Origin of the sequence: Saccharopolyspora spinosa NRRL 18395 (genome assembly GCF_000194155.1) — a bacterium.
GTDB classification, from domain to species: Bacteria; Actinomycetota; Actinomycetes; order Mycobacteriales; family Pseudonocardiaceae; genus Saccharopolyspora; species Saccharopolyspora spinosa.
In genome coordinates this window covers 2,107,509-2,131,968 of sequence record NZ_GL877879.1, presented here as the reverse complement: position 1 = coordinate 2,131,968, position 24,460 = coordinate 2,107,509, and the positions used below count along the sequence as shown (strand labels likewise).

Here is a 24,460-nt window from a genome sequence, read left to right as displayed (position 1 = left end):
TTCGCTTCTGGGGCGGAGCATCCTCCAGGCTGCGGCGGGAAGATCGAAACCACTGTCCCGCAAGCGATCCAGGGCTGGAACACGACCAATGTGGACTCGGCGCTACCCGCAGCGAGGAGAAGGCGGACACCAGGAAGGCGGGGCTTGCAAGGGGCGACTGCGTGCAGCAGAACGGGCAGCCACGCGGAAACTCGTGCGGCTGCCCGTCGAAGCGGCTCCGGTCAGTTGCCGTGCATGGGCACCGGTTCCCGCCGGTCGATGACCCGGGTGGGTTCGGCCAGGCCGCCTGCGGTGCTGCGGAAACCGCGCAGCCGCAGGCTGTTGCTGACCACGAACACCGAGCTGAACGCCATCGCGGCACCGGCGATCATCGGGTTGAAAGGCCCAGAACAGGTTGCCCTTGATGGTCCGCAGGGTGCGGCGGGACAACCGGATCGCGTCGACAGCGGCCCGGAGGTCGCCGCGGACCAGGGTCAGGTCGCTGGCCTCGATGGCCACGTCGGTGCCCGTTCCCAGGGCCAGGCCGAGGTCGGCCTGGGCCAGGGCGGCGGCGTCGTTGACACCGTCGCCGACCATCGCCACGACCTTGCCCTCGCCCTGCAGGCGCGTGACCACCTCGACCTTGTCCTTCGGCAGCACCTCGGCGATGATCTCGTCGATGCCGACCTGCTTGGCCACGGACTTGGCGACGGCCTCGTTGTCGCCGGTGAGCAGCATTGGGGTCAGGCCGAGCTCCCGCAGCTGCGCGATGGCCTGCGCCGAGGTGGGCTTGACCGTGTCGGCGACGACCAGCACCGCCCGCGCCTGCCCGTCCCACGCGACCGCCACCGCAGTGCGGCCTTCTGCTTCCGCACCTGCCTTCGCCGCGGCGAGCTCCGCGGTCAGCGGCTGGCTCCACTCCGCCAGCAGCGCCGAGCGGCCGACCAGGACGGCGCGTCCGTCGACGATGCCCTGCACGCCCAGGCCCTCCACGCTGGTGAAGCCCTCCACGGCGGGCAGCTCGCCCACCGCCTGCTCCGCGCCGCGTGCGATGGCGCGGGCGATGGGATGTTCGGAGGCGTTCTCCAGCGCCCCGGCGATCCGCAGGACCTCGTCGAGGTCGGCTCCGGCGTCGAGGTGGACGTCGATCAGTTCCATCTGGCCGGTGGTGACGGTGCCGGTCTTGTCCAGGACGACGGTGTCGATGCGCCGGGTTGACTCCAGCACTTCCGGGCCCTTGATCAGGATGCCGAGCTGAGCACCCCGACCAGTGCCGACCAGCAGCGCGGTCGGCGTGGCCAGGCCCAGGGCGCACGGGCAGGCGATGATAAGCACTGCGACGGCGGCGGTGAAGGCGGCCGCCACGCCGCCCCCGGCGCCGAGCCAGAACGCGAGCGTGCCGATCGACAGGGCGATGACGATGGGGACGAACACTGCCGAGATCCGGTCGGCCAGCCGCTGCACGGCGGCCTTGCCGGTCTGCGCGTCCTCGACGAGTTTGGCCATCTGGGCGAGCTGGGTGTCCGAACCGACCCGGATCGCCCGCACCACCAGCCGACCGCCGGCGTTGACGGTGGCACCGACGATGTTGTCGCCGGGTCCGACCTCGACCGGGACGGATTCGCCGGTGAGCATGCTCGCGTCGACCGCCGAGCTGCCTTCCTCGACCACGCCGTCGGTGGCGATCTTCTCGCCCGGCCGGACGACGAACCGGTCCCCGACGGCGAGTTCGCTGGTGGGGATGCGGACCTCGCGGCCGTCGCGGAGCACTGCGACGTCCTTCGCGCCGAGTTCAAGCAGCGCGCGCAGGGCGGCTCCGGCGCGGCGCTTCGAGCGGGCCTCGAAGTAGCGCCCGGCCAGGATGAAGGTGGTGACACCGGCCGCCACCTCGAGGTAGATCGAGCCGTCCCCGCTCATGCGCTGGATCGTCAGCTCGAACGGGTGCGTCATGCCGGGAGTGCCCGCGGTGCCGAACAGCAGCGCGTACAGGGACCACAGGAACGCCGCGATGGTGCCCACGGAGACCAGGGTGTCCATCGTGGCCGCGCCGTGGCGCAGGTTCGTCCACGCCGCCTTGTGGAACGGCCAGGCGCCCCACACCAGCACCGGTGCGGCCAGCGTCAGCGAGATCCACTGCCAGTAGGTGAACTGCAGGGCCGGGATCATCGCCAATGCGATCACGGGCACGGACAGCACGGTCGAGCCGGTCAGCCGCTGCCGCAGGGACCGCGTCGGGTCGTCGGGTTCTTCGTCGACCGCCGTGGTCTTGGCCTCCTCCTTCGCGGGCAGGCTGGCGCCGTAGCCCGCGGCCTCGACCTCCGCGATGAGCCGTTGCGGGTCGAGGCCTTCCGGGACGCTGACCTTCGCCTTCTCCGTGGCGTAGTTGACCGTGGCCGCGACGCCGTCGAGCTTGTTCAGCTTGCGTTCGATGCGCGCGGCGCAGGACGCGCAGGTCATACCTGAGATCGAGAGCTCAACCTCGCCGATCGCTTGCCCGTGGTTCTGCTCAGTGGCAGTCATGCCCGAATCCTCCTCGCTGCTCTGCCGGGTCCGACTCAGTGACCGGCGTGGCCGCTTCCGGTGCCGTGGTCGGTCGCCGGTGTGGCGTTTTCCTCAGTGTCCACAGTGAACTCGGCGGTGCGCACTACGCCGTTGTGCTGGAAGTCCAGGAACAGGCCCAGGACCAGCCGGTAGTTGCCGGCGGTGGGCACTTCCGCGACGAAGTCGATCTGCGGACCGGGCGCGGTGCGGCCGTCGCCGGGCGCTCCCTCCGGGTGCACGTGCAGGTAGGCGAGATCGCCGGTGCGCAGGGACACCAGGTGCCCGTAGGCGGACAGGTAGGGCTGCAGGTCGGTGACGGGAACGCCGTCCTTGGTCACCGTGAGCCGCACCGGGGACGCCTGGCCCGGAACGAGTTCACCGTCCAGCCGCACCTGGTAACCATCTACTTCGGACACCCGCGAGGGGGCGAAGGTGCGGGGCTCGAACGCGCCGCCTGCCGCGATGTCGGTGCCGAGGGTGGTCGAAGCGGCGCCGGTCGGGACGAAGCCGGTGAAGACCCGGTAGCTGCCGGCTTCGGGCAGGTTCAGCGGGACGGTCCAGGTGCCGTCGGCAGCCATTTCCGGGTGCAGGTGCTGGAATCCCGCGGTGTCGCGGCGCACCACGATTAGGTGCATCCGCTTGTCGTGCTCGACGTCGAAGCCGGTGACCGCGTTGCCGTCCGGTCCGAGGATTCGGAAGGAGAAGGGCTCGGTAATGCCGGTGGCCTGCGTCGTGTCGGTGGGCGCGAGGGTGTAGCCGCCCCTGGACGACGCCAGTCCGCCGGGCAGGTCGGTCTCCGCGACGGTGCCGCTGTGGGCATCCCCGTGTCCGGCGACCTCACCGCCGGGCATGTCGCCGTGGCCGCTCGGGGCCGACATGGCGAAGAAGGGACCGACAGCGGTACCGGCTGCCCAGGCGCCGCCGGCGACCAGGGCGAGCGCCGCACCGTAGGCCGAGAGCTTGCCTGCTGTGTTCATGACATTTCCTCACTGTGCTGGCCGGGCCGGGAGCCCGGGCGGGTTCCCGGCCCGGTCGGGGGTGGAGGTCAGCTGGCGGCCAGCTCGTAGCCGGCCTCTTCGACGGCGGCCCGGACGTCGGCGTCGCTGATCGCCTCGGTGCTGGTCACGGTGATCGCGCCGGTTGTCAGGTCGACGGCCACGTCGGAGACGCCGCCGATCTTGCCGACCTCTTCGGTCACCGACTGCACGCAGTGCCCGCAGGTCATGCCGACAACGGTGTAGTTGGACTCGGCCATCAGATGCTCCTCGGTGTCGTGTCGTACGGTGTGTTGCGGATCCGTACCCCTAGGGGGTTGCTGTATCCACGCACCGTGATTTATACCCCTGGGGGGTACTTGGGTCAAATACCGATCCCATCTTTCCGGGGTCGTCTGTCCACTTGTGCCGAGACCCCGCTTTGTCGCAGGGGGAGGACATGTGCCCTGGTCGGGCGTCTTATCTTGTGGGGGTCGGTGCTCAGTTACCGCTGCCGACCGGCGTTCATGGCGCGGGGTCACGCGCTCGGGCGCATATACCCCCTACACGTATATCTGCACTATGCCTGGGTCGCGGTTTCAATTGAAACTGTGGCCCACCGGGCGGTGTGCGCCGGGCGGTGCCGGGGCGAGTGGTTATCGATGGAATCCGCTATCATCGTGGTATGACGATGAATGGTCCGGAGGAGTGCCCGTCGTCCAGGCCGGCGGCGGACGGGTTGGATGCGGCGGTGGCGTTGTTCCACAGCTTGTCGGACGGCACCCGGTTGGCGATCACGCTTCGACTGGCCGACGGCGAAGCCCGGGTGGCGGACCTGGTGGGCGAGCTGGGGTTGGCCCAGTCCACGGTGTCGGCGCACGTGGCGTGCCTGCGGGACTGCGGACTGGTGGTCGGACGGCCCGAGGGGCGGCAAGTGTACTACTCGCTCGCGCGACCGGAGTTGCTGGAACTGCTGGCATCGGCCGAGACGCTGCTGGCCGCGACTGGTCGGGCCGTGGCCCTATGCCCGAACTACGGCACCGACAGCGGTCCCGGCCGAGTTGCGCAGGTCGCCGAGGTGCCTGGTGAGTGAGGCGGAGAAGTCGCCGGACGGCTGCGGTGACGGGTGCTGCCCGGCATCGGCGGAGACGAATGCCGGCCTAAGCGATGAGCGTCGGGCGGTGCTGGGGCGGCGCATCCGGTGGTTCGTCGCGGCGACGATCACCTACAACGTCATCGAAGCGGTCGTAGCGATCACGGCCGGTTCGGCTTCGTCGTCCACGGCGCTGATCGGTTTCGGGCTGGACTCGGCGATCGAGGTGGCCTCGGCGACGGCGGTGGCCTGGCAGTTCAGCGGACCGGACCCGGAAGCGCGAGAGCGGATCACGTTGCAGGTCATCGGCGCGTCGTTCTTCGCGCTGGCCGCGTACGTCGCGGTCGAATCGGTGCGTGGGCTGCTCGGTGGTTCGGAAGCCGAGCACTCGACGGTCGGAATCGTCCTGGCGGTACTGAGCCTGGCGGTCATGCCGGTGCTGTCCTACGCCCAACGGCGCGCCGGCCGGGAGCTGGGCTCCAACAGCGCCGTGGCCGATTCCAAGCAAACCTTGTTGTGCACCTACCTTTCCGGCGTGCTGCTGGTCGGCCTGCTGCTCAACAGCCTGTTCGGCTGGTACTGGGCGGACCCGGTGGTCGCACTCGTGATCGCGGCCGTCGCGGTGAAGGAAGGGCGTGAAGCCTGGCGCGGCGAGCACTGTTGCTGACCGTAGTGCTGCCACGGGATTGCTGTTGCCGCAGGGCGGACTCGTCCAAGGGGTCATTTCGTCGAAATCGTCCTCTGCGGACAATTGCGTGCTTCAGGCGGGGGAGATGCGCGTCACATTCCTGCCTGTCACATCTAGCGGAGCTATCCCGTCAGATGTGTGTAAGCACCAGTAACGGCAGAGGAGCTTTCATGGACGCTCGCTTGAACCTCTTCGGCAACCCGGTCGCCGCCAAGTTCCTGAAGCACATCGTGTCGGCGGGCAAGGTGGTCGCGGACTCGACGCTGCCAGCCGCGACGCGGGAACTGGTGAATATCCGCGCCAGCCAGATCAATGGCTGCAGCTTCTGCACCGACATGCACACCAAGGACGCCGCGCATGCCGGGGAGACCTCGGTGCGCCTCAACCTGATCGCCACTTGGCGGGAGGCCACGGTGTTCACCGAAGCCGAGCGCGCGGCTCTGGAGTTGGCGGAGCAGGGCACCCGCATCGCCGACGCGACCGGTGGCGTCACGGATGAGGCGTGGGCGAACGCCGCCAAGCACTACGACGAGGACCAGCTCGCCGCCTTGGTGTCGAACATCGCCCTCATCAACGCCTTCAACCGCCTGAACGTGGTCGTCCAGCAGCCCGCCGGCGACTACCAGGTCGGCCAGTTCGGATAATAAGAAACGATTACCTGGCTGGGACGGCCAATGCCGTCCCGCGCCAGCAGCACACGCCCCGGGCGCTCTCGCGAGGGCCCGGGGCGTCGTCGGCGAGGCATCTCGCGGGCGGCCTAGCATGATTGCCGGTGGCCGGCGAGTGGCTTGATTTGAAAGGTGGAACATGCGCATTTGGCTGGTAACCGGCGCGTCGCGCGGGTTGGGGTCGGCGCTCGTTCACGCGGTGCTGGCGGGAGGGGACGCGGTGGTAGCCACAGCCCGAGTTCCCGAGCACATCGCCGCTACCTCGCCGGGAAATGAGCAGCGGCTGCTCAGGTGCCGTCTTGACGTCACCGATCCGGACACCGTGCGGACGGCGGTTGCGGCTGCGGTCGAGCGGTTCGGCCGGATCGATGTACTGGTCAACAATGCCGGACGTGGACTGTTCGGTGCCGTCGAGGAAACGTCAGTGGACGAGGCGAAGACCCTGTTCGACACCAACGTCTTCGGGGTGCTGTCGGTGACGAACGCGGTGCTGCCGGTGATGCGCGCCCAGCGGTCGGGGCACGTGCTGATGATGAGTTCAATGGGTGGGTTCGCCTCCGGGGCGGGATTCGGCGTCTACGCGGCCAGCAAGTTCGCGGTCGAGGGACTGGCCGAAGCGTTGTGCGAGAGATCACGCCGTTCGGGATCACGGTCACGATCGTCGAACCCGGGGTTTTCCAGACCGACTTCGCGTCGACAGGCTCGGAGCAGGCCAGCCGCTCCATCGACGACTACCGCCGGGTGAGCGACACCCTCGCCGAGTACGACGACGGCGAGCCCGGTGGTGACCCGGCGTGGGCCGCCGCCCAGATCGTCGCTGTCACCGAACGGACGAATCCTCCGTTGCGGTTGCCGCTGGGTACCGACGCCGTCGCCCGCATCAACGGCAAGCTCACCTCCGTCGCGGCGGAACTGGCCGATCTCGCCGAAACGACGCCTTCTGCCTGATCACGAGCTACGGTCCGCGACGCGGTTTTCGGGTCAGGGCCAGCCTGAGCTGCGAATTCGTCCCGGTCGACGACGCGGCGCGCCTCCGCGGAGGTCGGCCCGACCCCCCTCGGCGCGCTCGGCGTACCGCGAGACCGACTGCGCTCGATCGCCGAACGGTTGTAGCCAAGCCGTACCCCAATCCGGGCGCCCTGGAAATCGACGAGGTCACCCGGCTTCTGGCGGCGGCCTGGTAGTCCTCGACCGCCTGAATCGGTCGAGTGACTCGCAGTGCCGGGCGGCATCGGCTACCCGATCATGCCAACCGAGCACGCCGATTCCGGCGGATTTCCAGGGGAGTGGAAGATGACGAAGTCCCAACCGGAGCCGGTGCGGCATCCGGATGTGCGCAGCTGCCCGTTCGACCCGTACGACGGGCTCAGGGAGCTGCGGGAGCAGCGGCCGCTGGCCAGGATGCACTGCCCCGACGGGCGCAACGGCTGGCTGGTGACCGGCCACGCGCTGGTCCGGGAGGTGCTGGTCGACCCGCGCTTCGGCTCGCGCCTGGACCTGCAGCGGTTCCCGATGCCTGTCGACGCGAATTTGCAAGTCCCACCGGGGATGTTCAGCGTGCTGGACCCGCCGGAGCACACCTGGTACCGGCGGAAGCTCGCGGGCGGGTTCAGCCCGCGCCGGATGCGGGCGCTGGAACCGCAGATCGAGCGGGTCGTCACCGCGCACCTGACGGCCATGCGGCGCGCTGGCGGCCCCGCCGACCTGGTGGCGTCCTTCGCGGCCCCGGTGTCCGGACGGGTGATCGGCGAGCTGCTCGGCGTCCGCATCGCCGACGAGGCCGGGTTCCGCAAGGCCACCGAACAGGTGCTGGCCCTCGGCGACGACGAAGAACGGGTGAGCGCCGGGTGGCGGGAGGTGTGCGCCGTGCTGGGGGAGTTCGTGCGCGACAAGCGGCAGCGGCCGGGCGATGACCTGCTCAGCGTGCTGACCGCCGACGACGAGCTGACCGACGACGAGATCACCACGATGGCCGCGATGCTGGTCACCGCTGCCCAGGACACGACCACGAGCATGCTCGCGCTGGGCACCTACGCGCTGCTGAGCCACCCGGACCAGCTCGCCGCGCTGCGCGGCGATCCGTCGCTGATCGACGGAGCGGTGGAGGAATTGTTGCGCTACCTGACGATCAACCACTTCGGTGCGACCCGCGCCGCCCTGGCCGACTTCGAGTTCCACGGCGAATCCATCCGCTACGGCGACCTGATGACGCTGTCGCTGTCGGCCGCCAACCGCGACCCGGCGCAATTCCCGGACCCCGATCGGCTGAACCTCGCCCGCCCGGCGGGCGGCCACATGTCGTTCGGCCACGGCGTCCACCACTGCCTAGGTGCGCAACTTGCCCGAATCGAGCTGCGCATCGGTTTCTCCGGGCTGCTGAGGGAATTCCCGAAGCTGAGGCTGGCGGTGCCGCCAGAGCAGATCCCGATGCGCGACGACACCATCATCTACGGTGTCCGCTGCCTCCCGGTCGACTGGACGTGATCTGCTGGCCCCGGTTCGGCCGGGCGCCGCGCAGCCGGTCGGCGGCGCGGTCGGTGTGGCGGTCGATCCGGGTGCTCCCGATCGCCTTGCCCAGTCCGAACCGAAGCATGTTCGCGTAGACGCTCTCGTGCGACCGGGCCGGGACGATGTAGGTCTCGTGCCAGCTTCCGATGTGGTCGCCCGCGGCCTTGGTCCGCCGGTAGAAATCGGTCCATATGGGACGGTGTTGCTGGACCGGATCCACCGCGTAGGCGTACAGCTTCTCGGGAGACTCCCAGTACTGCACCACCGTCAGTAGCCGGGGTGGGCGAGGCAGGACCAGGTGTCCGAGGAAGCCGGTGTCCGGATCCGTCCTGAGCTCCCTCATCATCCGGCGGAAGCCTGCGATCACCGGACCCAGCTGCGCACCGCGGTCGAGGTGTTGATCCGCGCACCGAGCAGGAAGACCACGATGTCGCGGTCCGCGGGCGCCGTGAACCGTCCGATCCTCGTCGGGTCGCGCATCCACATCCTTCCGTCCCGTTCGGACAGTACCGAATCGGTCCGCGCCGCGATGCGCGGAATCGACGTTGATCGCGAGGTCTTTCCCGCCATTTCCACTTGTTGGCATATTCCATATTGCCACCTATCAATAGGAATATTCCGCATCGCCACCTGGTAGTAGGAGTCGGGTGGTGACCGGCAGCGGTCCCCGGTATTGATGTGAGCTAAGATCATTCGGGTGTGAATTGGGGGAGTGCGTGATGCGGATCGGTCAGGGCCTGCGCGGTGGATGTGACTTCGTTGCCGTGCTTGATGTTTCGCCCTGGTGCGCCGGTACGTGTGGCGGAGTGCCGCTGGTCTGCTCTGGCTGACGACACCGCTGCGCCAGATCTCGGGGGAACGAGCTATCGGCTCGTTCCCGCGCTGCGCACCGACGGCATGCCAGCATGCCGTGGCGCCTCCGCGCATTCGCACGCCAGATGATTTGCCGATCCCTTTCGACCCCTTGCCAATTCGAGCGATCATGCCAAGTTCGCGCCACTGCGCCCTACCCGAGGAATCGACGATGGTGAACTCGCAGAATCCTGCTTCCGGAAAAAAGGTCGCGCTCATCGGCATCGGCTGCCGGTTTCCCGGCGGCGCCTCAGATCACCGGACCTTCTGGCAGAACCTGGCCGACGGCAAGGACTGCATCGTGCCGACCCCGGTCGATCGGTACGACGTGGGGACGCTCGGCAGCCGGGATAAGACCAAGCCGGGGAGGCTGGTCGGTGGGCGCGGCGGGTACATCGACGGGTTCGACGAGTTCGACCCGGCGTTTTTCGGGATCAGCCCGCGCGAGGCAGAGCACATGGACCCGCAGCAGCGCAAGCTGCTGGAGGTCGCGTGGGAGGCCCTGGAGGACGGCGGGCAGAAGCCCTCGGAACTGGCCGGCCGTGACGTCGGTGTCTTCGTCGGTGCGTTCACACTGGACTACAAGATCCTCCAGTTCGCCGATCTCGGTTTCGAAACGCTGGCCGCGCACACCGCCACTGGCACGATGATGACGATGGCGTCCAACCGCATCTCCTACTGCCTGGACCTGCGCGGGCCGAGCGTCTCCATCGACACCGCCTGCAGTTCCTCGCTGGTGGCTTTGCACCTGGCGTGCCAGAGCCTGCGCCGTGGTGAGAGCAGCCTCGCGCTGGCCGGCGGCACGCTGCTGCACATGGCGCCGCAGTACACGATCGCGGAGACGAAGGGCGGTTTCCTCTCCCCGGATGGCCGTTCCCGCACCTTCGACGCTTCGGCGAACGGTTACGTGCGGGCCGAAGGGGTCGCGGTGGTCGCGCTGAAACTCCTCGACGACGCGCTGCGCGACGGCGACCCGATCCACGCGGTGATCACCGCCAGCGGGGTCAACCAGGACGGCCGTACCAACGGCATCACGGTGCCGAACGCGGACGCGCAGCTCGAGCTGATCGCGCAGGTCTGCGCCGAGGCAGGCGTCAGCCCCGGTGCGCTCCAGTACATCGAGGCGCACGGGACTTCCACCCCGGTGGGCGATCCGATCGAGGCCAACGCGCTCGGGCAGGCGCTGTCGATCGGGCGGAAACCGGGGGAGAAGTGCTACATCGGCTCGGTCAAGACGAACATCGGGCACACCGAGTCGGCGGCCGGGATGGCCGGGCTGATCAAAACCGCGCTGTCGCTGAAGAACCGCAAGATCGCGCCGCACATCAACCTCACGCGCATCAATCCCGGCATCGACCTGGCGGCCCAGCCGTATGAGATTCCAGATCGGCTGATCGACTGGCCCGAGCACGAAGGCCCGGCCCGCGCCGGTGTGAACTCGTTCGGCTTCGGAGGCACGAACGCCCACGTCGTGCTGGAGGAAGCGCCCCCACGATCAGAGGCCGAGCGTCCGCCCGCGCACCGCACGCATCGCATCCTGCCGCTGACGGCGCAGGATCCGGCGGCACTCCCCGAACTGGCGGCGCGCATCGCTGACCGGCTCGACGAGGTCGACCTGACCGACCTCGGACACACCCTGGCGCACCGCCGCCAGCACCACGAACATCGAGTGTCCATTATGTACCATTCGAAGGAGGAACTTGCCCGGCGGCTGGCCGACTGCGCGCGGGGTGATGCGCATCCGAGCGTGCTTTCCGGCCAGCTGCGCGAGGAACGGCGGCTGGTGTGGGTGTTCACCGGCATGGGGCCGCAGTGGTGGGCTATGGGACGGCAGCTGTTGGCAAGCGAGCCCGTCTTCCGGGAGGCGGTCGAACGCTGCGACCGGGAGATCAACCGCATCGCAGGCTGGTCGCTGCTCACCGAACTCACCGCCGACGAGGTGGACTCGCAGATGGCCGAGACGTGGCTGGCGCAGCCGGCGAACTTCGCCGTGCAGGTCGGGTTGGCCGCGCTGTGGCGGCACTGCGGAGTGCGGCCGGACGCGATCGTCGGGCACAGCACCGGCGAAGTTGCGGCGTTCTACGAGGCCGGGGTCTACAGCCTGGCCGACGCGGTGCGGATCATCGTCCACCGCAGCCGGCTCCAGCAGAAGCTCGTCGGCACGGGCACGATGCTCGCCGTGGGCCTCACCGAGGCCGATGCGCAGCGGCGGGTGCGGCCCTTCGAAGACCGGGTGTCGGTGGCGGCGATCAACGGTCCCACCTCGTGCACCGTCGCCGGGGACGAGGATGCGCTCGCGCAGCTCGCCGACGAGCTGAGGGAGGAGCAGATCTTCGCGAAATTCCTGGATGTCCGCGTGCCCTACCACAGCGCGCGCATGGAGCTGATCAAGGACGAGCTGCTGTCCTCTTTGGATGAGCTGCGGCCGAATCCGGCGCTGGTCCCGCTCTACCTGACCGGCCAGGAGGGCATCGCGCACGGCTCCGAGCTGGATGCCGGCTACTGGTGGCGCAACGTCCGCGACAGCGTCCGCTTCCGGGCGGCGGTGGACCGCCTCGCCGACGACGGGTACCGGCTGTTCCTGGAGATCGGCCCGCATCCGGTACTGGCGCACTCGATCCGGGAATGCCTGCTGGACAAGCAGGTCGAAGGTACCGTGGTGCCGTCCATCCGCCGCGGGGAAGACGAGGCCGAGCGGTTCGTAGCGTCCCTGGCGACCCTGCACAACCTTGGTGTCGACATCGCCTGGGACGTGCTCGAACCCGCTGGCCGGGCGGTTTCGTTGCCGACCTACCCGTGGCGTCGCGACCGCTACTGGGTGGAGCCCGCGCCGGTCGCGCAGGTTCGGCTCGGCCGCGTCGACCACCCGCTGCTCGGGCGGCGCCTGCCCACCGTGAACCCCGGCTGGGAAGCGAGCCTCGACATCGAGTCGACGCCTTACCTGCGCGACCACCGCATCCAGGGTGACGTGGTGTTCCCCGCAGCCGGCTACCTGGAGATGGCGGCGCAAGCGGTGCGGGCCATGACCGGCGGCACCGCGGTCGCGTTGGCCGACATCGAACTGCGGAAGGCGCTGTTCCTGCCGGAGAACGAGGCGAAACGGGTGCAGCTGTCCTACTCCGATGACGCCGCGTTCACCATCGCGACGGTGAACGGCGCGGACCGCCATGCTGTGCACGCCACCGGGGTGTTGCGCGCCGTCCAACCGAGCCCGCCGGGTGCGACGCTGGACGCGGACGCGATCCGCGCCCGATGCCCGCGGCACCTCGACGGCCCGGACTGCTACGCGGCTTTGGCCGGGCTCGGCTACCACTACGGCCCGGCGTTCCAGGCCATCGAGCAGGTCTGGATCGGGCCGGACGAAGCGCTCGCCCGCATCCGGCCGACCGAAGCGCTCGGCGAAACCGCGGGCCACCACTTCCACCCGGCACTTCTGGACGCGTGCTTCCAGACGTTGCTGACCCCGTTGATCGCCGAAGACGTCCCGGGAACAGGCATCCGGCTGCCGCTGTCCATCGCCGATGTGCGGACCGAGCCGATCGGCGACCAGCCGATCTGGGCGCACGCCACGATCGTGCGCCGCGACGGCGAGGAACTCGTCGGCGATCTCGCCGTGCACGCCGATGACGGAACAGTGCTCGGCCGCATCGAGGGATTCCGCGCCGCCGACATCGAGCAGGTGTCGGCGGGCGTCGCACCAACCACAATGGACAATTGGCTGCTCGCGCCGACCTGGGTGCCCGCCCGGGACTTGCCCGGGCGGGCCGATGCGCCCGGCGACCTGCTGATCCTCGCCGATTCGCAGGGCATCGGTGACGAACTCGCCGAGCAGGCGCGCGCCCGGGGAGGGCGCTGCCACCTGGTGCGCGTGGGGGAGGAGTACCGGCGAGGCGAGCGTGAATCGACTGTCGTGCCGGGCAATGCAGGCGACCTGCGGCGCCTGCTCACCGAACTGCCCAGTTCCTTCGATGCCGTGGTGCACCTGTGGAACCTGGACCGCCCGGCCTTCGAGTCCGCCGACGGCTCCGAACGCGCGCGGCAGCACACGACGGGAACCCACTCGCTGCTCGCCCTCGCACAAGCCCTGCTCGCCGAACGGGCCCCGGCCAGGCTGCACGTCGTCACGCGCGGTGCCCAGGCGGTGTCCGGCGGTGCCGAGGTCGAGCCGCTGGGTGCACCGGCCTGGGGCATCGGCCGGGTGCTGTGGCAGCAGGAACTCACCGCGAACCGGGGCAAGCTGATCGATCTCGACCTCGCCGGAACGGACGTGGTCGCCGACGCGGCCGCGCTCCTGCGTGAGATCGCCGCCGCCGATGACGAGGAGGAGATCGCGCTTCGCGGCGACCGCAGGCACACCAGCCGCCTCGCCCGGCCCGACGACCTGCTCAACCCGCTTCCGCTGCGCCTGCGGGCCGACGGCAGCTACCTGGTCACCGGCGCGTTCGGCGCGCTCGGTCGGCTCGTGTGCCGGATGCTGGCCAAGCGCGGAGCCCGCCGCCTGATCCTGGTCGGCCGCACCGAACTGCCCGCCCGGGACCGGTGGCGCGACATTGGCCCGGACAACCCGACCGGCCGGAAGGTGGCCCTGGTCAAAGAGTTGGAGACGCTGGGTGCGCAGCCGATCCCGGTGGCACTGGACGTCGCCGACGAGACTGCCTTCGGCGCCTGGCTCGCCGAGCACCGGAGCCAGGGCATGCCGCCCATCCGCGGGGTTTTCCACCTCGCGGGCAACGTCGAAGACGTGCTGCTGCCGGAGATGGACAGGCAGACCTTCGACACCGTGCACGATCCGAAGACCGTCGGTGCCGCCGTGCTGCACCGGCAGCTGCGCGACGAACCGCTCGACCACTTCGTGCTGTTCGCCTCGATCGCCTCGGTGCTGACCACGGCTGGCCAGACGAACTACGCGGCGGGCAACGCGTTTCTCGACGCACTTGCCCACCACCGGCGGTCGCTCGGACTCCCGGCGCTGAGCATCGACTGGGGCCCGTGGGCGACCGGCATGATCGCCGAACTCGGCCTGGTCGAGCACTACCGCAACAGCCGGGGCATGAGCTCGCTGTCGCCGGAGGCCGGAATGGCGGTGCTCGAACGGGTCATCGGCGAGGACCGCGCTCAGCTGCTGGTGGCCACGATCGTCGACTGGCCGACGTTCCTGTCCTGGTACCCCGCGCCGCCGCTGCTGGTCGCCGATCTCGCCGCCGAGGCGGCCTCCGGGTCCGATGTGGACGGCAGTTTCCTGGAGGAGTTCCACGGCACCGCGCCGGACCGGCGCCGGCAGCTGCTCGCCGGGCACTTCTGCGAGCTGGTCGCCGCCGTGCTCCGGGTTCAGCCCGCCCAGGTCGACGAGACGGCGAGCCTCAACGCGCTGGGACTGGACTCGCTGCTGGCGATGGAACTCCGCGCCCGCATGCAAACCGAGTTCGGCGTCGCGCTGCCGGTGGTGGCGCTGCTGGGTAGCGCGCCGGTCGGCGAACTGGTCGACCGGCTGCACGACCAGCTGGCCGCCGCGGGCAACGACGCGGGCACCGGCGCGGAGGTCGAGGAGTTCCACGACCAGCGGCAATACCCGTTGACGCAGAACCAGCAGGCCCTGTGGTTCCTCAAGCAGCTCAACCCGGACGGCTTCGCCTACAACATCGGCGGCGCGGTGGAGGTGCGCGCCGAACTCGACCCGGACCTGATGTTCGAGGCTTACCGGGCGATGCTGGAACGGCACCCCAGCCTGCGGGCGAACTTCGTCCTGGTCGACGGCGAACCAGTGCAGCGGATCTCCTCGGCGATCACCCCGGACATCGAGCTGTTCGACGTCCGCGACGAGTCCTGGAACGACATCTACCAGCTGATCATCCGCGAGTACCGCAAGCCCTACGACCTCGAGAACGACCCGCTGGTGCGCTTCCGGCTGTTCCGGCGCGGCCCGGACCGCTGGGTGATCACCAAGGCCGTGCACCACATCGTCTCCGATGCGATCTCGACGTTCACCTTCATCGAAGAACTGCTCGCGGTCTACGAGGCGCTGCGGGCCGGCCGCCGCGCCGAACTGCCCCCGGCGACCGCCACCTACCTGGACTTCCTCAACTGGCAGAACCGGTTCCTGGCCAGCCAGGACGCGCAGCGGATGCTCGACTACTGGCGGCAGGCGCTGCCCGCCGAGCCACCAGTGCTGAACCTGCCCACCGACAGGCCGCGCCCGGCCGTGCAGACCAACAACGGCGCCTCCGAGTTCTTCGTCCTCGACGAGGAGCTGACCGCGCGGGTGCACGCCCTAGCGCGCGAACACGACGTGACCGTGTTCATGGTCCTGCTCGCCGCCTACTACCTGCTGCTGCACGGCTACTCGGGACAGGACGACGTGATCGTCGGCAGCCCGGTGAGCGGCCGGACGCAGGACGAGTTCGCCTCGGTGTACGGCTACTTCATCAACCCGCTGCCGTTGCACGTGAGCCTGTCCGGGGAGCCGACCGTCGGAGAACTGCTGGCGCGCACCCGCGACACCGTCCTCAACGGGCTGGACAACCAGGAGTACCCGTTCGTGTTGCTGGTCGACGAGCTGGGCGGGGCGCACGACCCGAGCCGGTCGGCACTGTTCCAGGCCATGTTCATCCTGCTCACCCACAAGGTTGCCACCGAGAAGTACGGCTACCGGCTGGAGTACATCGAACTGCCGGAGGAGGAAGGGCAGTTCGACATCACGCTGTCCGCCTACGAGGACGAGGCGGACCGGCGCTTCCACTGCGTCTTCAAGTACAACTCCGACCTGTTCCGCCCCGAGACGATCCGGCGGCTGGCCGCGCACTACCGCAACCTGGTCGACTCGCTGACCCGCGCTCCCGCCGCCGAACCCATCGCGCACGTGCGGATGCTCGACGCCGCCGAATCCGAGCAACTGCTGGAGAAGTTCAGCGGCTGCGACCGGGCGGTGACCGGTGATGTGCCGGTGCACCGGCTGATCAGCGAGGTGGCCGCCGAGCGGCCCGATGAGATCGCCGTTTCGGTGCCGTCGGAAAGCGGAGAGGTACGGCGACTCAGCTACGCGGAGCTCGAACGCGAGTCCCGGGGCATCGCGCACCGATTGCGCGAACTCGGCGTCTCCGACGGCGCGATCGTGGCGCTGTGCATGGAAAAATCACCCGAGCTGATCATCACGCTGCTCGCGGTGCTGCGCGCCGGCGCCGCGTATCTGCCGCTGGATCCCGGCTACCCGGCGGAGCGGCTCGCCGACATGGTGCGCGGTGCGGGCGTCGGCCTGGCCGTCGTCGACGACGCTCACCGGGACCGGCTGGCCGGAGTGGACGTCGTGCTGACACCGGCAGAGCTGCGTTGCGAGGCCGGGGCGGAAGTCCCGGACGGCCCGACCAACCTCGATTCGACCGCGTACGTCATCTACACCTCCGGCTCGACCGGCCGCCCGAAGGCCGTTCGGGTCAGCCACCGCAACCTGTCCTCGGCGTACCGGGCGTGGCACGCGGAATACCGCCTCGACGACGTCCACGTGCACCTGCAGCTGGCGAGCTTCGCTTTCGACGTGTTCACCGGCGATCTGGTGCGAGCGCTGTGCTCCGGCGGAACCCTGGTGCTGATCAACCGCGAACTGCTGTTCAACACCGCCCGGCTGCACCAGACGATGCGCGCGGAGCGCGTCGACTGCGCCGAATTCGTGCCCGCCGTCGTGCGCGGCCTGATGGGGCACTGCCAGCGGACCGGCGAACGCCTCGACTTCATGCGCCTGCTGGTCGTCGGCTCCGACGCGTGGAAGGTCGAGGAGTACCAGCGGTTGCGCGAGCTGTGCGGCCCGGCCACCCGCGTGATCAACTCCTACGGGCTCAGCGAGGCGACCATCGACAGCGCCTTCTTCGAAGGCCCGGCCGACCACCTCGCGCCGAGCCAACTGGTCCCCATCGGCCGGCCGCTGCCCAACAGCAGGCTCTACATCCTCGACCGGCACGACCAGCCGGTGCCGCCGGGCGTGCCGGGTGAGCTGTGGGTCGGCGGCGACGGCGTGGCCGTCGGCTACCTCGGCGACGACGGGCAGACCGCGCAGCGTTTCGTCACCCACACCTTCGGGCCGGAACCGGTACGGCTCTACCGCACCGGCGATCTAGCCCGCTGGGACGCCGACGGCACCGTGCACCTGCTCGGGCGCGCCGACGCGCAGATCAAGGTGCACGGCCACCGCATCGAGACCGGCGAGATCGAGGCACGGCTGGTGGCCTGGCCGGAACTCGCGCAGTCGGTCGTCACGGCACGGCCGGACGCCGACGGGAACAGCGTGCTGTGCGCCTACTACGTGCCCGCCGACGGCGCGACGCTGGACCGCCGGGCGCTGCGCAGGCACCTCGCCGAATACCTGCCGACGTTCATGATCCCGTCGCACCTCGTCGAGGTCGCCGCCTTGCCGCTCACCCCCAACGGCAAGGTCGACATCGCCGCGCTGCCCGAGCCCCGACCCACCCAGGACGAAACCGACGACGAACCCGTGACCCTGTTCGAGGAGCGCATGGCCGAGCACTGGAAGTCGGTGCTGGGCCTGGAGCAAGTGGGGCTTCGGGACGACTTCTTCGAAGTCGGCGGCAGTTCGATCAGGCTGATCGAGCTCATCCACCACCTCCAGGCCGAGTTCAACATCAGCATCCCGGTCAGCCAGCTGTTCAAGGGCACCACGCTGCACGGCATGGCCACCACGCTGGAGCACATCATCAACGGCCGGATCGGCGAGGCCCAGCCCTACCTGACGTTCAACAACGGCGGTGACCCGCTGTTCTGCTTCCCACCGGCCGGCGGGCACGGGCTGGTCTACCGGCGGTTCGCCGCGCACCTGCCGGCTCGCCGCATCGTCGCGTTCAACTACCTGACCGGCGACGACAAGGTGCTCCGCTACGCGGACCTGGTCGAGGACGGCCAGCCCGGCGGCAGGTGCGTCCTGCTCGGCTACTCGCTGGGCGGCAACCTCGCCTTCGAGGTGGCCGGGGAGCTGGAGCGGCGCGGCCGCGAGGTGTCCGATGTGGTCATCATGGACTCCTACCGGATCGGCGAGTCCTTCCAGTTCGGCGAGGAACACCTCGAAGCGTTCGAGCACGAGCTCACCGAACACCTTCGCAAGCACACCGGATCCGAGGTGGTCGCCGCGGAAACCAGAGAACAAGCCAGGGATTACCTGCACTACTGCAGCCGGACACCGAACACCGGGACGGTCCGGGCCGCGGTGAGCGTGATCTCCGACCACGACAAGGCCGAGTACTACGCCGCCGACGCCCCGGGCAGCTGGCACGGCAGCTCCGCCACGCGCAGCGACGTGCACCGAGGCTCCGGCAGCCACGCGGACATGCTCGACGAGGCGCACCTCCCGGCGAACGCTGGCCTGGTGCGCGAGATCCTGGCGGGAGGTGCGGGCAATGACGCGTGACAACAGTGCGGGCGGCAAGCCGAGCGTCATCATCATCGGTGGGGGAATCGCGGGCCTGGCGGCCGGCTGCTACGCGCAGATGAGCGGGATGGACACCCGCATCCTGGAGAAGCACGTGCTGCCCGGAGGTTGCTGCACCGCGTGGTCGCGCGAGGGCTACATCTTCGACTACTGCATCGAGTGGCTGATCGGCACCGCGCCCGGCAACGAGGCCAACCAGGTCTGGCGCGAGCTCGGCGCGCTCGACGGCAAGGCGATCACCAACTTCGAGATGTTCAACCGCGTCGTGGACGAGAACGAACGCGAGGTGACCTTCTACAACGACCCGGACCGGCTCCAGCAGCACCTCCTGGAGATCTCGCCCGCCGACGCGCAGCTGATCAAATCGTTCTGCCGGGACCTGCGGCGCTTCCTGCGGCTCGACCTCTTCCCGTTCCTGAAGCCGCCGCCGCTGAAGACGCTGCCCGAGAAACTCGACGTGCTGCGGAAGGTGCTCCCGGCGTTCTTCCTCTTCTGGCGCACCTCAGCGACACAAATGGATGACTTCACCGCGAAGTTCCGGGATCCGCTGCTGCGGCGGGCGTTGCCCAACGTCTTCTTCCAGGACCACGAATGCTTCCCGCTGCTGCCGTACCTGTACAACATGGCCTGCGCCTACCACGGAAACGCGGGCTTCCCGCAGGGCGGCTCGCTGGGGCTGGCACGGTCCGTCGAGAGCCGCTACACCGAGCTCGGCGGCGAGATCAGCTACCGCGCCCGCGTGGAGCGCGTTCTGGTCGAGGACGACCGGGCCGTCGGCGTGGAACTGAAGAACGGCGACCGGCTCTACGCCGATCACGTCATCTCGGCCTGCGACGGGAACACCACGATCTACCGCTTCCTGGACGGCAAGTACACCAGCCCGGCCATCGACGAGCTCTACACCGAGATGCTCGGCAAACCAGGCGTCGTGTACCCGAGCATGGTTTCGGCTTTCGTCGGCGTCGACGGGGATTTGTCGCCGGAAGCCCCGCACAGCACCACCTACCTGCTGTCCGAACAGGACTCCGCAGTACTGCCGTGCGTCCTGCAGGACAGCCTCGTGGTGCAGTTGCGCTCCCGCTACTGGCCCGGGTGCGCCCCGCCGGGCAAATCACTGTTCCACTGCACCTACTTCAGCGAATTCGGATACTGGCGCGAGCTGCGCACCCGCAACCGCCGCGAGTACTGGTCGGAGAAGCGCAAGGTGGCCGAGTTCGTGCGGGCGTTCTTGGAGAAGCGCTATCCCGGCGTCGGCGGGCGCATCGAGGTCGTCGACGTGGCCACCCCGACGACCAACCACCGCTACACCGGCAACCACAACGGCAGCATCCTCGGCTGGATGGGCTTCACCGAAGCCGACGACCTGGCAACCGCCCTGGTCGAAAAGCAGCGGATGCGGCTGCCGGGGCTGGCCGGTTTCTCGATGGCGGGCCAATGGGTCAGCGGTGGCGGTCTGATCAAGGCCGCCGCCAGCGGACGATTCGTCACCCAGTACCTGTGCGAGGAGCTCGGCATCCCTTTCCAGGCATGGGAAAGCACCGGTGGCCAGGCCTGGCGCCCGGACATGCTCGGCCACCTGCCCCAACTCGACGTCCGACCCATGCAGTTGACCGAGGAGGCCTGAACATGTCGCGGCGAAGCGTGATCATCATCGGCGGCGGGCTCGGCGGCCTGTCCACCGGCTGCTACGCGCAGATGAACGGCTACCGCAGCCGGATCTTCGAGATGCACGAGATCCCAGGGGGCTGCTGCACCGCCTGGGACAAGGGCGATTTCACGTTCGACTGCTGCGTGAGCTGGCTGCTCGGCAACGGTCCGGGCAACGAGATGCACCAGATCTGGCTGGAACTCGGTGCCCTGCAGGGCAAGCAGATGCGCCACTTCGACGTCTTCAACATCGTGCGCGGCCGCGACGGCCGCGCCGTCTACTTCTACTCCGACCCAGACCGGTTGCAGGAGCACCTGCTCGACCTCTCGCCGGTCGACGCGCGGCTGATCCGGGACTTCTGCAACGGGCTGCGCAAGTTCCGCAAGCTGCTGTCGGTCTACCCCTTCCTGAAGCCGGTCGGTCTGATGGGGACCTTCGAACGCTGGCGGATGCTGGCGTCCTTCGCGCCCTACTTCAACCTCATCCGCAAGTCGATCGGCACGCTGATGACGGACTACTCCACGAAGTTCCGCGATCCGCTGCTGCGGGAGGCGTTCAACTTCATCCTCTACGAGAAGCACCCGGCGTTCCCGGTGCTGCCGTTCTACTTCCAGCTGGCGGCGCACGCGAACGGGTCGGCCGGGGTGCCCGAGGGCGGATCGCTGGGCCTCGCGGAGTCGATCGAGCGGCGCTACCGCCGACTTGGCGGCGAGATTACCTACAACGCGAAGGTCGAGGAGGTGCTGGTCGAAGACGACCGAGCGGTGGGGGTGCGGCTCAGCGACGGGTCCGAGTTCCGGGCCGACATCGTGGTGTCGGCCTGCGACGGCCACACCACGACGATGAAGCTGCTCGGTGGCCGCTACCTGACCGACACCCACCGCGAGCTCTACACCAGCACGATCAACGAGCCGGGCATGATCTTCCCAGGGTACTTCGCGCTTTTCCTCGGCCTGGACCGGCCCTTCCCGGACGGCGAGCCGTGCACCACCCACCTGCTCGACGGGGAGATGGCCAGCGAGCTGATCGGCATCCGGCACCCCAGCATCAACGTCCAGTTCCGCAGCTCGCACTACCCGGAGCTGGCACCGCGCGGGAAGACCATCGTCTATGCCACGTACTTCTGCGACATCGAGCCGTGGCGCGCGCTGTCCACCGGCCCGGAGCAGGCCACCCGGATGCGCAAGGGGGAGCCGCGGTACACCCTCTCGGTGCGCCGCGGAACCTCGTACTACGCGGCGAAGCGCCAGGTGAAGAACGCGATCGTGGACTTCCTGGACGAGCGCTACCCGGGCCTGAAGGACGCGGTGGTCGTCCGCGACATCTCCACGCCGCTGACCCAGGTCCGCTACACCGGCAACTACGACGGCACGGTGCTCGGCTGGCAGCCGTTCGTCGAGGGCGGCGAGACGATGGAGAAGGTGATCAAGAAGCACGGGCCGCGACTGCCCGGGCTGGAGAACTTCTACTTGTCCGGGGTGTGGGCCACCACCGGCGGGCTCATCCGGGCCGCGGCGGCGGGTCGGCAGGTGATGCAGTTCGTCTGCCGAGACGACGGCAGGGAGTTCACCGCGAGCATCGACGACAGCGCCCCCGCACCGACCCACCTGGTGATCCCGGTGGGGCCCGACGCCGCCGCGCGGTCGGCGGAGCACCAGCGCACCGGGGCCATGACTTGACAGCGCGCCCCCAGCAGGGGGCGCGTCCGCCATATCGGATCACCACATGACCGGCAGCGAATCCAGGCCGTGGGTCAGGTAGCCGGAGCGGAACTCGGGCTCGGCGGCCAGCCGCAGCCCGGGGAACCGGCCGAGCAGCGCGGGAAGCGCGATCCGCATCTGCAAGCGGGCCAGCGGCGCACCGATGCAGTGATGCGGTCCGTGGCCGAACGCGACGTGCCGCGACGCCGGGCGGGTGATGTCCAGCTCGTCCGGCCGCACCACGAAGTCCGGGTCGCGGTTGGCAGCGGGCAGCGAGCACATCACGAGGTCACCGGCGTTGATCGTTCGCCCGGCGATCTGCACCTGCCGGGTGGCGACCTTGGCGGTGGTGTTGTGAACGATGGACAACCAGCGCAGCAGCTCTTCGATCGCGGCGTCGACCAGCTCTGGGTCCCGCCGCAGCACGTCGAGCTGCTCGGGGTGCCGCAGCAGGGCGAACATACCCAGCGCGAGCATGTTCGACGTGGTCTCGGCCCCGGCCAGCAGGAGCAGGCTGGCCAGGCCGACGAGTTCGGCGTTGTCGAGCTCCGTACCGTGCCGACTCACCAGCCGTCCCAGCAGCCCGTCGCCGGGCTCAACCCTGTTGCGGGCGACGAGCTTTGCCATGTAGGCGTGCGATTCGGCCTGCAGCGCGGCACGTTCCGCATTGGACGTGGTGATGTCGAGGAAGCCGTCGGTGCGCTTCTGGAAGTCCTCGCGGTCCTCGTGCGGGACGCCCAGGAGCTCGCAGATGACCAGCACCGGAATCGGGCTGGTGAAGGCGGGAACGAGGTCGCCTGGCTCCCCGGAGCGCTCCAGGACGTCGAGGTGATCGTTGACGATCCCGGTGATCCGCGGCTCCAGTCGGCGCAGCCGACGGGCCGTGAATTCCGGTGCGATGGTCCGGCGCAGCCGGGTGTGCTCGGGCGGGTCGGAAGCGAGCAGGTTGAGCGTTCCGAGAACGGCGCTCGTATCGTCGCCGGGTTCCGGTGCTTCGGACTCCTGAATGCCAGCCTGCATGGTGTTGCTGAAGCTTCCCCAGTCGGAAAGCACGCTGCGGACGTCCGCGTAGCGGGTGATCAGCCAGGTGTCCAGGCCGAAACCGCTGGTGATCCGGATGATTCCGTCGTGCTGCCGGAGCGAGCTGAGTTCGGGAACCGGGTCGAACCCGGTCCGCTGCATGTGGATCGGGATTTCCTGCGAGCGTTGCACCGCATCTCCTTCTGCCGGGGGCTCGTCGCGAACATAGCGAAGCGAGCGGACCTCGACATCTACATTGGACACTTCTGGGTAGACCACGATAATTTTAATTGCAGTGTCGCGAATCAGACTGAAAGACTCGCGTGGGATACATCTTTTCCGATGGAGTGGAGTGACGTGGGCAACGGTGCGACCCGGACCGCGGTAGGCCCGATCGCGTTCGTCGCGGTCGATCAGCGCGACGGCAACCCGCTGGTGCGGGACGAACTGGCCCACCGGTTCCTGCCCGCCGGGGTGCGACCGCTTGTGGCGCTGACCAGGTTCCGGCCGGTCCGCCGATGGCTGATCAACGCGACCGAGCGGAAGATGCCGGGAATCTGGGCGAGCACGCTGTGCCGGAAGTGCTACATCGACGACAGGTTCGCGGACGCCGTGCGCGCGGGCGTCGAGGCCGTGGTGATCCTCGGCGCGGGCTTCGACACCCGCGCCCACCGGCGACCCGATCCGCACCGCACCCGGGTCTACGAGGTGGACCTGCCCGAGAACATCGACCGCAAGCGGAAGCTGCTGCGCGGAAGGCTCGGCGAATCCGTGGCGCTGGTGCCGGTCGACCTCGAATCCGGTGAGCTGCCGGCGGCGCTCTCGGCGCACGGTTACCGGCCCGAGCAGCCGACGTTGTTCATCGCGGAAGCCGTCACGCCCTACATGGCCGGGGAATCGGTGCGCGCGATGTTCGAGTTCCTGGCGTCGGCAGCCGCCGGCAGCCGGCTCGTGTGCACCTTCCTCCGCGAAAGCTTCCTCGACGGGACATCGCTGCGCGGTGGGGAGGCGCTGCACGAGGAATACGTGGTCAGGCGCAAGCTCTGGCGGTTCGGGCTCGACCCCGAGCGGATCGGAGACTTCCTCGCGGGCTACGGCTGGCGGCAGGTCGAGCAGTTGGGCCCGCAGGAGTACGCCGACCGCTATCTTGCACCGGCCGGTCGGAGCATGCCCGTGGCTGCACTCGAAACCGCCGTCTACGCCGAGAAGCGCTGACCGCCAATCAGGGAATTGTTCAGGGGTCGGGTCGCCGACCAGGTCGGCACGATTCATGGGTGATGTCGGCTTGAACCGGCTTTCGGGTCGGGTACGCGATGTGGACAGGATCACTGGTGCGTAGTGCGTTATGGGGAGGTCAGGTAG

At 68.8% G+C, this 24,460-nt stretch carries 15 protein-coding genes and 1 pseudogene; 10 read left to right on the top strand and 6 right to left on the bottom strand.

Features of this window, described 5'->3' with window-relative positions:
• Positions 1-221: 221 nt before the first annotated feature.
• The 3 genes and pseudogenes from SSPN_RS46380 to SSPN_RS0129070 form a co-directional block, all read right to left on the bottom strand.
• Positions 222-2,499, bottom strand: a pseudogene (locus SSPN_RS46380) (heavy metal translocating P-type ATPase).
• Between the two features lie 35 nt (positions 2,500-2,534).
• The gene (locus SSPN_RS0129075; protein ID WP_010311964.1) at positions 2,535-3,497 is read right to left on the bottom strand and encodes a hypothetical protein; all 963 of its coding nucleotides are present in this window, start codon (positions 3,495-3,497) and stop codon (positions 2,535-2,537) included.
• A 68-nt stretch (positions 3,498-3,565) separates the two neighbouring features.
• Positions 3,566-3,775: a heavy-metal-associated domain-containing protein gene (locus SSPN_RS0129070; RefSeq protein WP_010311963.1), complete on the bottom strand. Its 210-nt coding sequence runs from the start codon at positions 3,773-3,775 to the stop codon at positions 3,566-3,568.
• A 404-nt stretch (positions 3,776-4,179) separates the two neighbouring features.
• Here SSPN_RS0129070 and SSPN_RS0129065 point away from each other — a divergent pair, with 404 nt between their 5' ends.
• The 6 genes from SSPN_RS0129065 (at position 4,180) to SSPN_RS0129045 (ending at position 8,427) form a co-directional block, all read left to right on the top strand.
• Positions 4,180-4,587: an ArsR/SmtB family transcription factor gene (locus SSPN_RS0129065; protein ID WP_010311961.1), complete on the top strand. Its 408-nt coding sequence runs from the start codon at positions 4,180-4,182 to the stop codon at positions 4,585-4,587.
• Positions 4,580-5,254 (top strand): cation efflux transmembrane domain-containing protein, encoded by a 675-nt coding sequence (locus tag SSPN_RS0129060; protein ID WP_237710775.1) that lies wholly within the window; start codon positions 4,580-4,582, stop codon positions 5,252-5,254. Before SSPN_RS0129065 ends, SSPN_RS0129060 begins: the two co-directional genes overlap by 8 nt.
• A gap of 191 nt (positions 5,255-5,445) precedes the next feature.
• Positions 5,446-5,919 carry a carboxymuconolactone decarboxylase family protein gene (locus SSPN_RS0129055; RefSeq protein ID WP_010311956.1) on the top strand — a complete coding sequence of 158 codons (474 nt, stop codon included), beginning with the start codon at positions 5,446-5,448 and terminating at the stop codon, positions 5,917-5,919.
• Between the two features lie 163 nt (positions 5,920-6,082).
• Entirely contained in the window at positions 6,083-6,688 is a 606-nt protein-coding gene (locus tag SSPN_RS46375) for an SDR family NAD(P)-dependent oxidoreductase (RefSeq protein ID WP_010311954.1), read from the top strand.
• Positions 6,685-6,891: a hypothetical protein gene (locus SSPN_RS60530; protein ID WP_010311952.1), complete on the top strand. Its 207-nt coding sequence runs from the start codon at positions 6,685-6,687 to the stop codon at positions 6,889-6,891. Before SSPN_RS46375 ends, SSPN_RS60530 begins: the two co-directional genes overlap by 4 nt.
• Before the next feature lie 345 nt (positions 6,892-7,236).
• On the top strand, positions 7,237-8,427 hold the full coding sequence (locus tag SSPN_RS0129045) for a cytochrome P450 (protein WP_029535814.1): 1,191 nt from the start codon (positions 7,237-7,239) through the stop codon (positions 8,425-8,427).
• On the opposite strand, the gene SSPN_RS46370 is transcribed toward SSPN_RS0129045, so the two are convergent.
• Both SSPN_RS46370 and SSPN_RS60525 read right to left on the bottom strand, forming a co-directional pair.
• The gene (locus SSPN_RS46370; protein ID WP_010311949.1) at positions 8,387-8,818 is read right to left on the bottom strand and encodes a monooxygenase family protein; all 432 of its coding nucleotides are present in this window, start codon (positions 8,816-8,818) and stop codon (positions 8,387-8,389) included. The two genes, SSPN_RS0129045 and SSPN_RS46370, sit on opposite strands and share 41 nt — an antisense overlap.
• Positions 8,815-8,931, bottom strand: coding sequence for a DUF4188 domain-containing protein (locus tag SSPN_RS60525; RefSeq protein WP_237710774.1), 117 nt, complete (start codon positions 8,929-8,931; stop codon positions 8,815-8,817). The genes SSPN_RS46370 and SSPN_RS60525 overlap by 4 nt, the downstream gene beginning before the upstream one ends.
• 544 nt (positions 8,932-9,475) lie before the next feature.
• On the opposite strand from SSPN_RS60525, the gene SSPN_RS0129035 reads away from it, so the two are divergent.
• The 3 genes from SSPN_RS0129035 to SSPN_RS0129025 are packed head-to-tail and all read left to right on the top strand — an operon-like array spanning position 9,476 to position 22,057.
• Complete coding sequence (locus SSPN_RS0129035) at positions 9,476-18,709, top strand: non-ribosomal peptide synthetase/type I polyketide synthase (protein ID WP_010311945.1); 9,234 nt, start codon at positions 9,476-9,478, stop codon at positions 18,707-18,709.
• Positions 18,699-20,354 carry a phytoene desaturase family protein gene (locus SSPN_RS0129030; protein ID WP_010311943.1) on the top strand — a complete coding sequence of 552 codons (1,656 nt, stop codon included), beginning with the start codon at positions 18,699-18,701 and terminating at the stop codon, positions 20,352-20,354. The genes SSPN_RS0129035 and SSPN_RS0129030 overlap by 11 nt, the downstream gene beginning before the upstream one ends.
• Before the next feature lie 2 nt (positions 20,355-20,356).
• Positions 20,357-22,057, top strand: coding sequence for a phytoene desaturase family protein (locus tag SSPN_RS0129025; protein WP_010311940.1), 1,701 nt, complete (start codon positions 20,357-20,359; stop codon positions 22,055-22,057).
• Positions 22,058-22,096: 39 nt separating this feature from the next.
• Here SSPN_RS0129025 and SSPN_RS0129020 read toward each other — a convergent pair whose 3' ends face one another.
• Positions 22,097-23,290, bottom strand: coding sequence for a cytochrome P450 (locus tag SSPN_RS0129020; protein ID WP_010311938.1), 1,194 nt, complete (start codon positions 23,288-23,290; stop codon positions 22,097-22,099).
• A 165-nt stretch (positions 23,291-23,455) separates the two neighbouring features.
• Here SSPN_RS0129020 and SSPN_RS0129015 point away from each other — a divergent pair, with 165 nt between their 5' ends.
• On the top strand, positions 23,456-24,313 hold the full coding sequence (locus SSPN_RS0129015; RefSeq protein WP_010311936.1) for an SAM-dependent methyltransferase: 858 nt from the start codon (positions 23,456-23,458) through the stop codon (positions 24,311-24,313).
• The last annotated feature ends 147 nt before the right edge of the window (positions 24,314-24,460 follow it).

What these genes read in the sequence shown, in the direction of transcription:
- SSPN_RS0129075 (WP_010311964.1), bottom strand. Translation starts at nt 3,497, where the DNA reads ATGAACACAGCAGGCAAGCTCTCGGCCTACGGTGCGGCGCTCGCCCTG.
- SSPN_RS0129070 (WP_010311963.1), bottom strand. Translation starts at nt 3,775, where the DNA reads ATGGCCGAGTCCAACTACACCGTTGTCGGCATGACCTGCGGGCACTGC.
- SSPN_RS0129065 (WP_010311961.1), top strand. Translation starts at nt 4,180, where the DNA reads ATGACGATGAATGGTCCGGAGGAGTGCCCGTCGTCCAGGCCGGCGGCG.
- SSPN_RS0129055 (WP_010311956.1), top strand. Translation starts at nt 5,446, where the DNA reads ATGGACGCTCGCTTGAACCTCTTCGGCAACCCGGTCGCCGCCAAGTTC.
- SSPN_RS46375 (WP_010311954.1), top strand. Translation starts at nt 6,083, where the DNA reads ATGCGCATTTGGCTGGTAACCGGCGCGTCGCGCGGGTTGGGGTCGGCG.
- SSPN_RS0129045 (WP_029535814.1), top strand. Translation starts at nt 7,237, where the DNA reads ATGACGAAGTCCCAACCGGAGCCGGTGCGGCATCCGGATGTGCGCAGC.
- SSPN_RS60525 (WP_237710774.1), bottom strand. Translation starts at nt 8,931, where the DNA reads ATGCGCGACCCGACGAGGATCGGACGGTTCACGGCGCCCGCGGACCGC.
- SSPN_RS0129035 (WP_010311945.1), top strand. Translation starts at nt 9,476, where the DNA reads ATGGTGAACTCGCAGAATCCTGCTTCCGGAAAAAAGGTCGCGCTCATC.
- SSPN_RS0129030 (WP_010311943.1), top strand. Translation starts at nt 18,699, where the DNA reads ATGACGCGTGACAACAGTGCGGGCGGCAAGCCGAGCGTCATCATCATC.
- SSPN_RS0129025 (WP_010311940.1), top strand. Translation starts at nt 20,357, where the DNA reads ATGTCGCGGCGAAGCGTGATCATCATCGGCGGCGGGCTCGGCGGCCTG.